This window comes from Vogesella facilis (assembly GCF_042648525.1).
Lineage (GTDB): Bacteria > Pseudomonadota > Gammaproteobacteria > Burkholderiales > Chromobacteriaceae > Vogesella > Vogesella facilis.
Window position 1 is genome coordinate 110912 of the sequence record NZ_JBHRXN010000011.1, and the last position, 13496, is coordinate 124407.

Annotated in this window: 8 protein-coding genes; 5 read left to right on the forward strand and 3 right to left on the reverse strand. The window is 70.0% G+C overall.

Annotated elements, in window-relative coordinates; all coding sequences use genetic code 11:
* Window positions 1-24: 24 nt before the first annotated feature.
* Both msrP and ACFOLG_RS05965 read right to left on the reverse strand, forming a co-directional pair.
* Complete coding sequence (gene msrP / locus ACFOLG_RS05960; protein ID WP_386089562.1) at window positions 25-933, reverse strand: protein-methionine-sulfoxide reductase catalytic subunit MsrP; 909 nt, start codon at window positions 931-933, stop codon at window positions 25-27.
* A gap of 80 nt (window positions 934-1013) precedes the next feature.
* On the reverse strand, window positions 1014-1193 hold the full coding sequence (locus tag ACFOLG_RS05965) for a protein MIGRI (RefSeq protein WP_386089564.1): 180 nt from the start codon (window positions 1191-1193) through the stop codon (window positions 1014-1016).
* Window positions 1194-1360: 167 nt separating this feature from the next.
* Between ACFOLG_RS05965 and metX the strand changes: the two genes are divergently transcribed.
* The 5 genes from metX (at window position 1361) to pbpC (ending at window position 12866) form a co-directional block, all read left to right on the forward strand.
* Window positions 1361-2503 carry a homoserine O-succinyltransferase MetX gene (gene metX, locus ACFOLG_RS05970; RefSeq protein WP_386089566.1) on the forward strand — a complete coding sequence of 381 codons (1143 nt, stop codon included), beginning with the start codon at window positions 1361-1363 and terminating at the stop codon, window positions 2501-2503.
* Window positions 2500-3096 carry a methionine biosynthesis protein MetW gene (gene metW / locus ACFOLG_RS05975; protein WP_386089568.1) on the forward strand — a complete coding sequence of 199 codons (597 nt, stop codon included), beginning with the start codon at window positions 2500-2502 and terminating at the stop codon, window positions 3094-3096. Before metX ends, metW begins: the two co-directional genes overlap by 4 nt.
* A gap of 107 nt (window positions 3097-3203) precedes the next feature.
* Entirely contained in the window at window positions 3204-4889 is a 1686-nt protein-coding gene (locus ACFOLG_RS05980) for an AmpG family muropeptide MFS transporter (RefSeq protein ID WP_386089570.1), read from the forward strand.
* Between the two features lie 104 nt (window positions 4890-4993).
* Entirely contained in the window at window positions 4994-10675 is a 5682-nt protein-coding gene (locus tag ACFOLG_RS05985; protein ID WP_386089572.1) for an alpha-2-macroglobulin family protein, read from the forward strand.
* Entirely contained in the window at window positions 10665-12866 is a 2202-nt protein-coding gene (pbpC, locus tag ACFOLG_RS05990; protein WP_386089574.1) for a penicillin-binding protein 1C, read from the forward strand. Before ACFOLG_RS05985 ends, pbpC begins: the two co-directional genes overlap by 11 nt.
* A gap of 1 nt (window position 12867) precedes the next feature.
* Here pbpC and wrbA read toward each other — a convergent pair whose 3' ends face one another.
* Complete coding sequence (gene wrbA / locus ACFOLG_RS05995) at window positions 12868-13464, reverse strand: NAD(P)H:quinone oxidoreductase (protein ID WP_386089576.1); 597 nt, start codon at window positions 13462-13464, stop codon at window positions 12868-12870.
* Window positions 13465-13496: the final 32 nt, after the last annotated feature.

Consider the following 13496-nt stretch of genomic DNA (forward strand, 5'->3'; position numbering starts at 1 on the left):
GCGCAGCAGATCGTAAACCGGTTCTCAGAAGTTCTTCACCAGATCCATGCCTTTGTACAGCTGCGCCACCTGCGCGCCGTAACCGTTGAACGGCAGCGTCTTGCGCTTGAGGAATTCGCCGATGCGCCGCTCGCTGGCCTGGCTCCAGCGCGGGTGGTCCACCGCCGGGTTGACGTTGGAGTAGAAGCCGTACTCGTCCGGCGCCGCCTGGTTCCAGCTGGTGGGCGGCTGTTTTTCCAGTAGCCGGATGCGGGTGATGGCCTTGCTGCTCTTGAAACCGTACTTCCACGGCACCACCAGGCGGATCGGCGCGCCGTTCTGCTTGGGCAGCACCTCGCCGTACAGCCCCACCGCCAGAATGGTGAGCGGGTGCATCGCCTCGTCGATGCGCAGCCCCTCGCGGTACGGCCAGGCCAAGACCCGCCGTGCCACGCCCGGCATCTCGCCCGGCCGCAGCGCGGTCTCGAACGCTACGTATTTCGCCTTCGAGGTTGGCCGCACCTGTGCCAGCAGGCTGGCCAGCGGAAAACCGATCCACGGAATCACCATGCTCCAGCCTTCCACGCAGCGCAGCCGGTAGATGCGCTCCTCCTGCGGGTATTTCAGCAGCTCCTCAATGCCGAAGCTGCGCGGTTTTTCCACCTCGCCATCCACCACGATGCTCCACGGCTGGGTCTTGAGGCGGCCGGCGTACTGCGCCGGCTCGTCCTTGGCGGTGCCGAATTCGTAGTAGTTGTTGTAGTGGGTGATCTCGTCGCGGCTGTTGGCCGGCTCGCTGCTGGAGTAGGGGCTCTTGCGCGCCGGCAGCGCCGCCAGCGCGGAGGCCGGCAGCAGCAGGCCGGCGGCACCGGCCATGAACTGGCGGCGGTCGAGGTAGACGCTCTCGGGGGTGATGTCCGACGGCAGGATGTCGGCGGGGTGGCGAATCAACATGGCGCATCTCCTGGCAGGTGATGCCGGTGAGTCGGCGGGGCAGGCCAATTCTGACAGCGCGGCGGGCAAAAAATTCGCGCTTACAGGCGGATACCGGCCAGGAACAGCCCCAGCAGCAGCAGCGAGCTGGCCAGCAGCGCGATGGCCAGTGCGCGCACGAACTCGTGCACCGTCTGGCGTTGCTGCCGGTTCAGCAGCCAGCGCAGCGCCAGGTAGATCACGCACAGCAGCAGGAACAGGCGGAACAGGCGGCCGATCATCGCAGCATCCAGCAGGAAGGGACGCCGATTATCGGGAACGGCTAGCCAGGTGCGCAAGCGCGTGTTACCGATATAATCGCGGCTTGCCATGGAGAAGCCTTGATGCGGGCGGGGCAGAGTCGCAAAGACCAGCCCCCCGCCCGCCGCCGACTAGCAAAGAGAAACGCATGCCCAATAACGCATCTTCCGTCGGTATCGTCAGTGCGCAGCGCGCACTGTTCGAGACGCCGCTCGATCTGGCCAGCGGCATCACGCTGCCCGCTTACGAGCTGGTGTTCGAAACCTATGGCGAGCTGAACGCCGAGCGCAGCAACGCCATCCTGATCTGCCACGCGCTGTCCGGCCACCACCATGTGGCCGGCCGCTACAGCGCGGACGACAAGGCCGCCGGCTGGTGGGACAACATGATCGGCCCCGGCAAGCCCATCGACACCAATCGCTTCTTCGTGGTCGGCGTCAACAACCTCGGCGGCTGCCACGGCAGCACCGGCCCGTCCAGCATCGACCCGGCCAGCGGCCAGCCGTGGGGCTCGCGCTTCCCGGTGATGACGGTGCCGGACTGGGTCACTTCGCAAGCGCGGCTGGCCGACCGGCTGGGCGTCACGCGCTGGGCGGCGGTGATCGGCGGCTCGCTGGGCGGCATGCAGGCGCTGCAGTGGAGCATCGCCTACCCGGAGCGCATCGCCCACGCGCTGGTGATCGCCTCGGCGCCCAAGCTGTCGGCGCAGAACATCGCCTTCAACGACGTGGCGCGGCAGGCCATCCTCACCGACCCGGATTTCTGCGGCGGCGACTACTACGCCGCCGGTACCATCCCGCGTCGCGGCCTGCGCCTGGCGCGCATGCTGGGCCACATCACCTACCTGTCGGATGACGGCATGGGCGAGAAATTCGGCCGCATGCTGCGCTCCGGCGAGTACAAGTTCGGCTACGACGTGGAGTTCGAGATCGAGAGCTACCTGCGCTACCAGGGCGACAAGTTCTCCGACTACTTCGATGCCAACACCTATCTGCTGATGACCAAGGCGCTGGACTACTTCGACCCGGCCAAGGACTACGACGGCGACCTGGTGGCGGCGCTGAAAAAGGCCAGCGCCAGCTTCCTGGTGGCCAGCTTCACCAGCGACTGGCGCTTCTCGCCGGAACGCTCGCGCGAGACGGTGAAAGCGCTGATCGCCGCCGGCAAGCGCGTCAGCTATGGCGAAATCGAATCGGTGCATGGCCACGATGCCTTCCTGATGACCGACGGGCCGTATGTCGACCTGATGCGCGCCTACCTGAACCGCGTGGCCGAGGAGGTGAACGCATGAGCTTTTTCGATTCTCTCCGCCCCGACCTGCAACTGATCGCCGACTGGATTCCGCCGGGCAGCCGCGTGCTCGACCTGGGCTGCGGCGAAGGCGAGCTGCTGGCCTGGCTGCAGCAGCACAAGCAGGCCAACTGCTACGGCGTGGATTTCGACGTTAACAACGTGGTGGGCTGCGTCAAGGCCGGGGTCAACGCCATCCAGGGCGACCTGGAGGCCGGCCTCGCCGAGTTCGAAGACCAGCGCTTCGACCACGTGGTGCTGTCGCAGACCATCCAGGCGATGCGCCACACCGAGGAGATCCTGCTGGAAATGCTGCGGGTTGGCCGCGAGGCCATCGTCACCTTCCCCAACTTCGGCTACTGGCAGAACCGCTGGCAGATCATGCTCGGGCGCATGCCGGTGTCCGACGACATGCCGTACCAGTGGTACAACACCCCCAACATCCACTGGTGTATGCTCGGCGACTTTGACGCGCTGTGCGCCAAGAACCACATCCGCGTGCTGGAGCGGGTGGTGATGACGCACGGCCGGCAGGTGAATTTCCTGCCCAATCTGCGCGGCAGCCTGGCGTTCTACCGCGTCAGCCGCGGCTGAGTGCCGCCCCGCACTGCGTCGCCATCCGTGCGGCAGCGTGCGGCCAACTATCACCATATACGGGGCGCTGCGGCGCCCTGTGCATTTGCCGAACAAGGGGGCGCGTAATGCGCGATATCCGACAGCTGGGCGCCTGGCGCCTGCTGATGATCTGGGTGCTGGGCTTTGCCAGCGGCCTGCCGCTGGCGCTGTCCGGCACCGCCATGCAGGCATGGCTGACGGTGGACGGCATCGACATCGCCACCATCGGCTTCCTGAGCCTGGTGGGGCTGCCGTATACCTTCAAGTTCCTGTGGGCGCCGCTGATGGACCGCTTCGAGCCGCCGCTGCTGGGCCGCCGCCGCGGCTGGCTGGTGCTCACCCAGCTCGGCCTGGCCGCCACGCTGCTGGCGATGTCGGCGCTGTCGCCGGCCAGCGACGTGCAGGGCTTCGCCTTGCTGGCGGTGCTGCTGTCCTTCCTGTCCGCGTCGCAGGACGTGGTGATCGACGCCTACCGTACCGACGTGGTGACGCCGGACGAGCGCGGGCTGGCGTCGTCGCTGGGGGTGTTCGGCTACCGGCTGGCGATGGTGCTGTCCGGCGGCGTGGCCATGGTATGGGCCGACCCGCTCAGCGGCAGCGGCTGGAGCTGGAACAATGTGTACCAGGTGATGGCCGGCATCATGCTGGCGGCGGCGGCGGCTTCGCTGCTGCTGTTGCCGGCGGTGCCGAAGGACAACGTGGCGCCGACCAGCGACGCGCGCAACGACCTGAAAGGCTTTGCCGCGCTGCTGCTGGCGGTGGTGATCGGCTACCAGTTCACCAGCCATGTGCTGGCGCCGCTGGCCGACCGCGCGCTGACGCCGCTGTTCCCGCCGCAGGCGGCCAGCGAAGTGGTGGCCAAGACGCCGGCACCGCGGCTGACCAAGGCTGCGGCCAACCTTGCGCCCGCAGCGGCCGTGCACACTCAGACGAGCGGCAGCCAGCCGGCCGCCGCGCCCGTCGACAACCCCAACAAGAAGAAGTGGGTGGACCTGCTGTCGCTGCTGCTGGGCATGGCGGTGACGGTGCCGCTGGCGTGGTGGGCGGCGCAGAAGGCGCGCTTCGAAACCCTCAACCGCTCGCTGGGCAACTACTTCAGCATGGAGGCGGCGGGATCGTTTCTGGCGCTGATCATCCTGTACAAGCTGGGCGACGCCTTTGCCGGCGCGCTCACCACCACCTTCCTGCTCAAGGGCATGGGCTTTGCCCAGGCCGAGATCGGCGTGGTGAACAAGGTGATCGGCATCTGGCTCACTATCGTCGGCGCGCTGGCCGGCGGCGCGCTGATGCTGCGGCTGGGGCTGTACCGCGCGCTGATGGCGTTCGGCGTGCTGCAGCTGCTGTCCAACCTCGGCTTCTGGCTGGTGGCGGTATCCGGCAAGGGCGCGTGGAGCGGCTTTACCCTGCCGGCCTTCGACTGGCTGATCGTGGCGCTGAAGGACAGCACCCAGGTGGACTACCTGCTGCTGTTCGCGGTGGCGGTGGAGAACCTGTCCAGCGGCATGGGCACCGCCGCCTTCGTCGCCTTTCTGATGGCGCTGTGCAACCAGAAATTCACCGCCACCCAGTTCGCGCTGCTGTCGGCGTTCGCCGCGGTGGGCCGAGTGTGGGTGGGGCCGCTGTCCGGCGTGCTGACCGAAAGCATCGGCTGGCCGGCGTTCTTCCTGTTCTCCACCTGCGCCGCACTGCCGGGGCTGATCATGCTGGCGCGGCTGAAAAGCCGGGTGCAGGCGCTGGACGTGCCGCGCGGCGTGGTGGCGCTGGACGACTAGCGCCGGCTGCCGCCGTCAGGCCATTGGCATGGCGTGTTTGCGAGTCGGCTGTCATAATTGGCGCCCGATTTTCCTGAGCATGCCTGCCGGCATGCGGGCGCCCGATGAAAACCTCCGCTCTGCTGCTGGCCCTGGCCGGCGTGTTCCACCTGGCCCCGGCCCTGGCCGCCGGGGTCGCCACCTTCAGCCCGCAGGGCGAGGTAACCCGACCCAGCCAGGTGCGGCTGAGCTTCAGCTCCGCCATGGTGCGCCTGGGCGACAGCCAGGCCGCGGCGCCGGTGCAGTGGAACTGCCAGCTGGCGGCGCGCGGCCACTGGGTGGACGACAAGAGCTGGGTGCTGGACATCAGCGCGCCGCCGCCGGCCAATACCCGCTGCCAGTTCACGCTGCGCGCCGGGCTGAAGGATCTGCAGGGCGCGGCGCTGCCGGCGGCCAGCTACAGCTTCTTCACCGGGGCGCCCAGCATCGTGCAGAGTTGGCCGCAGGATGGCGAGCGCATCGAGGAGGAGCAGGCCTTCGTGCTCAAGCTCAATGCGCGCGCCGGCAGCCTGCCCGGCCTGAGCTGCCAGTCGTCGGCGCTGGCGGAGCAGCTGCCGTTGCAGCCGCTGCCCGCCGCCGAGCGCGGCGTGCTGCTGCGCCACCTCAAGCTGGAGCAGGACGCCGCCAGCATCCTCACCGTGCGTTGCGGCCAACGTCTGGCGCCGGACAGCAAGCTGACGCTGCATAACCCGCGCCAGGGTGGCGAGGCGCAGCGGCTGGACTACCGCGTGCGACCGCCGTTCCGCGCCACGCTCAGCTGCAGCCGCGACAACGCGCGCGGCGCCTGCATCCCGTTCAAACCCATCAGCCTGGCATTCAGCTCCCCGGTATTGCCGGCGCAGGCCGCCGCCATCCGTCTGCATGGTGCCGACGGCGAGCGCCAGCCGCTGCTGGAGCGCAACCACGGCGAGGCGCTGGACAGCATCAGTTTTGCGCCGCCGTTCACCCCGCAGCAGGCGCTGCAGCTGACGCTGCCGCGCGGCTTCAGCGACGAGGTTGGCCGCACGCTGCAGAATGCCGACAAATTCCCGCTGCCGGTGCGGATAGGCGCCTTCCCGCCGCTGGCCAAGTTTGCCGCCGCGCCGTTCGGCATCATCGAGGCGGCGGAGGACGCCAGCCTGCCGGTGACGCTGCGCGGGGTAGAAGCGGCGCTGCCGCTGCGCGGCCTGCAGCTGAGTGGCATGGGCGTGGTGGCGCGCGAGGACCGCAATATGATGCGCTGGCTGGGCAAGGTGCTGCGCTACCACGAAAGCCGCATCAGCGTGGCCAAGGGCCGCGAGCTGGAAAGCCGCCGCCTGTCGCTGCTGCGGCGCCGGCCGGACGCCCGCCGCCTTGCGCTGCCGGAGCAGCCGGACAGCAAGGGGCGCTGGCCGTTCCAGGTGGTGGGCATCCCGCTGCCGCAGCGCGGCCTGCACGTGGTGGAGATCGAGTCGCGGCTGCTGGGCAAGGCGCTGCTGGGCGCCAATGCGCCGATGTACGTGCGCACCGCGGCGCTGGTTACCAACCTGGCGGTGCATTTCAAGCGCTCGCCGGAAAACGCCGCGGTGTGGGTCACCACGCTGGACCGGGCGCAGCCGGTGGCGGGCGCGCAGGTGCGCATCTATGACTGCCGCGAGCAGCTGCTGTGGCAGGGCAACACCGACAAGCAGGGCGTGGCGCGGGTGGACAAGGCGCTGCAGGACGCCAGCTGCAGCGGCGAGGAGAGCCTGGAAGGGCTGTTCATCACCGCGCGCGCCAGGGACAGCAAGGGCGTGGAGGACGTGTCCTTCGTGCGCAGCGGCTGGAACCGCGGCATCGAGGCCTGGCGTTTTCCCTTCCCCACCAATACCGAGGGCGAGCCGGCCATCATCGCGCACAGCATCCTGGACCGCAGCCTGCTGCGCGCCGGCGAAACCGTGTCGATGAAGCACCTGCTGCGCATCCAGAACAGCAAGGGGCTGGCCATGCTCAAGGCCGGCGAACTGCCGGAGGTGGCGCGCATCCGCCACGATGGCAGCGACGACGAACTGGTGCTGCCGCTGAACTGGCGCAAGGGGCGCTATGCCGAAAGCAGCCTGGCGCTGCCCAAGGCGGCCAAACTGGGCGAGTACAGCATCTACCTGGAACGCAAGGGCGTGCGCGGCAGCCGCGACTACGGGCAGCCGGCATCGCCGGCGCTGGACGGCTATTCGCTGTACAGCGGCGGCTTCCGGGTGGAGGAATTCCGCCTGCCGGTGATGAGCGGCCGCATCAGCTACCCGGCGGGGGCGGGCGTGCCCGGCAGCCCGCTGCCGCTGAAAGTGAACCTGGCCTGGGGCAATGGCGGCGCGGCGCGCAACTGGCCACTGCAGGTCAGCGCGATGCTGCAGGCCCGTTACGAGAGCCCGCGCGGCTACCAGGACTTCAGCTTCAACCCGCCGCGGCGCGACGGCGAGCAGGATGGCGACCCGCTGGACGGCAAGCTGCTGCTGGACAAGGCGCCGCTGCAGCTGGATGGCAATGGCAACGGCAAAATCAGCGTCGACAAGCTGCCGGCGCTGGACCGCCCGTACTGGCTGCAGGCGGAAGCCAGCCTGCGCGACCCGTCGGGCGAGACGCAGACCATCTCGCGCATGATCCCGCTGTGGCCGTCGGCGCTGCAGGTGGGGGTGCAGGTGGAAGACTGGGTGTCGGTTGGCCGCAAGCTGGGCATCAAGGCGGTGGTGCTGGATACCCAGGGGCGGCCGCAGGCCGGCAGGAACATCACCCTGCTGCAGCTGCGGCGCGAGTACCTGTCCAGCCGCAAGCGGCTGGTGGGCGGCTTCTACGCCTGGGAGCACGAGGAGACGCGCAGCGACGAGCGCACCCTGTGCAAGGGCAAGAGCGACGCCCGCGGCATGCTGTTCTGCGAGCTGGCGCCGGAGCAGGCCGGCAGCCTGGAAGTGATCGCCCGGGTGGAAGACGACAAGGGCAACCCGGCGACGGCCAGCCAGGATGTATGGGTCAGCGGCCAGGACGAGGTGTGGTTCGACGTGGACGACCACGACCGCATCGACGTGCTGCCGGAACGCAGCAGCTACAACCCCGGCGACATCGCCCGCTTCCAGGTGCGCATGCCGTTCCGCAAGGCCACCGCCTGGGTGGCCATCGAGCGCGAAGGCATCGTGGAAACCCGCGTGCTGGAGCTGAGCGGCAAGCAGCCGGTGATCGAACTGGAAGTGCGGCCGGAATGGGGGCCCAACGTCTACGTATCGGTGCTGGCGGTGCGCGGCCGGGTGCGCGACGTGCCGTGGTACTCGTTCTTCACCTGGGGCTGGAAAACGCCGCTGGAGTGGTGGAGCGCCTACTGGAACGAGGGCAGCGACTACAGCCCGCCGTCCAGCATGGTGGATCTGTCGCGGCCGGCGTTCAAATACGGCGTGGCCGAGATCGAAGTGGGCGACAAGGCGCGCCGGCTGCAGGTGACGGTGACGCCGCAGCGCAAACAGTACGGCATCCGCGAGCAGGTGCAGGTACGCATCCAGGTACGCATGCCGGACGGCAAACCGGCGCCCGCCGGCACCGAGCTGGCGTTCGCCGCCGTGGACGACGCGCTGCTGCGGCTGCAGCCCAACAACAGCTGGAAGCTGATGGAGGCCATGTACCAGCGCCACAGCTACGGCGTAGAAACCGCCACCGCGCAGCTGGAGGTGGTCGGCAAGCGTCACTACGGCCGCAAGGCGCTGCCGCCGGGCGGCGGCGGTGGCAGGGCGCCGACGCGCGAGCTGCTGGACACCCTGCTGCTGTGGCAGCCGGCCGTGGTGCTGGACGCCAACGGTGCGGCCAACCTCAGCGTGCCGCTGAACGATGCGCTGACCCGCTTCCGGCTGGTGGCGGTGGCGGACGTGGGCGACAACTACTTCGGCAGCGGCGAGGCGGAGGTCGACGTGGTGCAGGAGGTGCAGATCAGCAACGGCCTGCCGCCGCTGGTGCGCGAGGGCGATCAGCTGGCCGCCACCGTTACCGTGCGCAATGGCAGCGCGCGGGCAATGACGCTGGAGGTCGGCGCCGACTGGGGTGGCGGCAAGCTGCCGGCGCAGCGCATCAGCCTGCCGGCCGGCGAAGCGCGCGAAGTGAGCTGGCCGTTCACCGTGCCGCAGGATGTCCGTGAGCTGGCGTGGACCATCCGCGCGCAGGAGCCGGGCGGCAAGGGCGGCGACACGCTGGCCTTCCGCCAGCAGGTGGAGCCGGCGGTGGCGGTCACGGTGGAGCAGGCCACGCTGCTGCGGCTGGATGCGCCGCGCAGCCTGCCGCTGGCCTTGCCGCCGGGCGCCCTGGCGGGCAAGGGCGGGGTGCGGGTCAGCCTGCAGTCCAGGCTGGGCAGCGAGCTGCCGGCGGTGCGCCGCTGGTTTGCCGACTACCCGTATGCCTGCCTGGAGCAGCGCAGTTCCAAGGCGCTGGGCCTGGCCAGCAGCGAACAGTGGGCGCGCACCATGGCCGAGCTGCCGCTGTACCTGGACGGCGACGGGCTGGCCGATTACTTCCCGCTGGCCGAGGGCGACCGTGGCAGCGGCAGCGATGTGCTGACCAGCTACCTGCTGCAGGTCAGCCAGGAGGCCGGGCAGACGATTCCGGACGGGCCGCGCCAGCGCATGCTGGATGGCCTGGCCGCCTTTGTCGAAGGCCGCCTGGCGCGCGAGCTGCCGATCTCGCGCCAGGACCGCGACGCCCGCCGGCTGGGCGCCATGCTGGCGCTGGCGCGGCATGGCCGCTTCCAGCCGGCGATGCTGGATGTGCTCGACCTGCAGCTGCAGCGCTGGAGCACCGCCATGCTGGTCGACTGGCTGGAGCTGCTGCAGCGCGTGCCGGCGATACCGGCGCGTGCCGAACGGCTGGCGCAGGCCAGCCAGCTGCTGCGCAGCCGCTTGAGCTACCAGGGCACGCGGCTGGTGTTCAGCGGCGAGGAGGCCGACGGCGCCTGGTGGCTGATGGGTAGTGCGGACCTCAACGCCGCCCGCCTGCTGCTGGTGGCCAGCCGGCTGCCGGACTGGCAGGCCGACGTGCCGCGCTTGCTGAGCGGCCTGCTGGCGCGCCAGCAGCGCGGCCACTGGCAGACCACCACCGCCAACCTGTGGGGCCAGCTGGCGGTGGCGCAGTTCTCGCGCCAGTACGAGAACGTGGCCGTCAGCGGCAGCAGCAGCGCCGAGCTGGCGGACAAACGTGTTACCGCCACTGCCACGGCGACCGCCGCCGCCATGCCGCTGCTGCCGTGGCCGGTGGCGGGCCGCGGCACGCTGCAGCTGACGCACCAGGGCAGCGGCGCGCCATGGGCCACGGTGCAGCTGGAGGCGGCGGTGAAGTTCAGCGGCCAACGTTATGCCGGCTACAGCGTGAAGAAGACGCTGACGGCGGTGAGCCAGCAGCAGGCGGGGGAATACCGCACCGGCGACGTGCTGAAGGTGACGCTGGACATCAACGCCCAGGCCGACATGAGCTGGGTGGTGGTGGACGACCCGATTCCGGCCGGCGCCAGCATCCTGGGCAGCGGGCTGGGCAACGATTCGGCCATCGCCGTGGCGCAGGCCGACGAGCGTGGCGACGGCTGGCCGGACTTTGTCGAGCGCCGTTTTGCCGGCTACCGCGCCTACTACCGCTTCGTGCCGCGCGGCAATTTGAAAGTGGAGTACACCGTGCGGCTGAACAATCCGGGGCAGTTCCAGCTGCCGGCTACCCGGGTGGAGGCGATGTATGCGCCGGGCGTGTTCGGCATGCTGGCCAATGCGCCGTTCCGGGTGGCCCGTGCGCAGTAAGCGGCGCTGGGCCGGCCTGCTGCTGGCACTGTGCGCCGTGCCGGCGTTGGCCGCACCGCGCTTTGCCGCAGTGAAGGCAGCGTGGCAACCGTCGGACGTGCTGCTGCTGGACCGCCACGGTGCACCGCTGCAGCAGCTGCGGGTCGACAAGCGGGCGCAACGGCTGGCGTGGGTGAGCCTGGCGGATATCTCGCCGGCGCTGCGTTACGCGCTAGTGCTGTCGGAGGACCGCCGCTTCTACCAGCACAGCGGCGTGGACTGGTCCGGCGTGGCCGCCGCCGCCTGGGGCAATCTGTGGCACAGCCGTACCCGCGGCGCCTCCACGCTGACCATGCAGCTGGCCGGGCTGCTGGACGAGGACCTGCGGGCCACGGCCGGCGGGCGCAGCCTGTGGCAGAAGCTGGGGCAGGGCTGGTCGGCGCGCGCGCTGGAGCAGGAGTGGCGCAAGGACGAGATCCTGGAAGCCTATCTCAACCTGGTGAGCTTCCGCGGCGAGCAGGTGGGGTTGGCCGCCGTGTCGCAGGCGCTGTTCGGCAAGCTGCCGTCCGGGCTGAACCGGGTGGAGGCGGCCATCATCGTGGCGCTGCTGCGCGGCCCCAATGCCGGCACCGAGCGGGTGGTGGCACGCGCCTGCGGCATCCTGCAAGCGATGGACAGCGACAGCGCGCGGCTGGGCGGGCAGCCGTCGGCAGCGGCCGACAGCCAGCGCGACTGCGCGCGCGCCAGCGTGCTCGGCAGCCAGGCGCTGAGCTATCGCCGCGCCGCGCCGGCCTGGCAGGCGCCGCTGGCGCCGCATTTCGGCTACAAACTGCTGCAGCAACTGCAACCGGCCGCCGGCAGCCGCATCGCCACCACGCTGGACGCCGGCCTGCAGCGTTATGCCACTGCCGTGCTGCAACGCCATCTGCGGGCGCTGGCGCAGCGCAATGTGCAGGATGGCGCGGTAGTGGTGCTGGATAACGCCAGCGGCGACATCCTGGCCTGGGTCGGCTCCAGCGGGCGCCTGTCGTCTGCGGCCAACGTGGACGGCGTGACGGCGCTGCGCCAGGCCGGCTCCACGCTCAAGCCCTTCCTGTACCAGCTGGCGCTGGAGCGCCGCTACCTGAGCGCGGCCTCGCTGCTGGACGACAGCCCGCTGGACATGCAGACCGCCGCCGGGCTGTACGCGCCGCAGAACTACGCCCGCGATTTCAAGGGGCCGGTGTCGGTGCGCACCGCGCTGGCGTCGTCGCTGAACGTGCCGGCGGTGCGCACCATCGCCATGGTGGGGGCGCCGGCGCTGCGCGATCGGCTGTACGCGCTGGGGCTGAGTTCGCTGCAGAACGACGGCGATTACTACGGCTACAGCCTGGCGCTGGGCGCGGCGGACGTGCGGCTGCTCGAGCTGGCCAATGCCTACCGCACGCTGGCGCAGGGCGGGCTGTACAGCGCGCCGCGCTGGACGCTGGCCCAGCCGCGGCCTGCGCCGCAGCGGCGGCTGGCTGCCGCCTCCAGCTTCATCATCGCCGACATCCTGTCCGACCGCACTGCGCGGGCGCGCACCTTCGGGCTGGAGAGCGTGCTGTCCACCCGCTACTGGAGCGCGGTGAAGACCGGCACCAGCAAGGACATGCGCGACAACTGGACACTGGGTTTCTCCCGCCGCTACACCGTGGGCGTCTGGGTGGGCAATGCCGGCGGCGAGCCGATGTGGGATGTGTCCGGCATGCACGGCGCCGCGCCGGTGTGGCAGAGCGTGCTGGATTACCTGCAGCGGGGGCTGGCCTCGCTGCCGCCGCCGGCGCCACCCGGCGTGCGCCAGCAGGCGGTGCGTTATCAGGGCGAGGTCGAGGCGGCGCGGCAGGAGTATTTCCTGGCCGGCAGCGAGCGGCGGCTGATCCTGCCGCAGCAGGCGGCGACGCGGGCGGCGGCGGGCATCGTGGCGCCGCTGGACGGCAGCATCTATGCGGTGGATCCGGATATTCCGCCGGCCAACCAGCGGCTGCTGTTGCGCGCGCGTGGCGTGGCCGGGGCGCAGTGGTGGCTGGATGGTCGCCGCATTGCGCGCGGCGCCAGCGTGCCGTGGTTTCCCTGGCCGGGGCGGCACCGGCTGGAGCTGCGCGACGGCAGCGGCAAGCTGGTGGAGCGGGTGAATTTCGAGGTGCGCGGCGCGGTGGCGAAGCCGGGCAGCCGGGCGCCGGGCGCGCGCTAGCTCAGCCGCCTGCGGCCAACCTTTTCGCCGCCTCGGCCAGGCGCTTGCCCTGGGCGATGGCCAGCTTCTTTTCGTCGTCGCTGAGCGGCGCGTGCTGGCTGCCGGCCACGTGGCTGGGGCCGTACGGGGTGCCGCCGCTGGTGGTGTGGACCACGGCCGGCTCGGTGAACGGCAGGCCCATGATCAGCATGCCGTGGTGCAGCAGCGGCAGCATCATCGACAGCAGGGTGGATTCCTGGCCGCCGTGCTGGCTGCTGCTGCTGGTGAACACGCAGGCCGGCTTGCCGACCAGGGAGCCCTGCATCCATTCCGCGGCGGTGCCGTCGAGGAAGTATTTCAGCGCGGCAGCCATATTGCCGAAGCGGGTGGGGCTGCCCAGCGCCAGGCCGATGCAGTCGGCCAGATCCTGCCTTTCCACATAGGGGGCGCCGTTGTCCGGCACTGCCGGCGCGGTGGCCTCGCACACGGTGGATACCTTGGGCACGGTGCGCAGCCGGGCGCGGCAGCCGGCCACGCTGTCGATGCCGCGGGCGATCAAGCGCGCCAGTTCGCGGGTGGCGCCGTGCTGGCTGTAATAAAGCACCAGAATATCCTGCATGGGCTGTCCTATCGGTTAACATTGGCGACCCG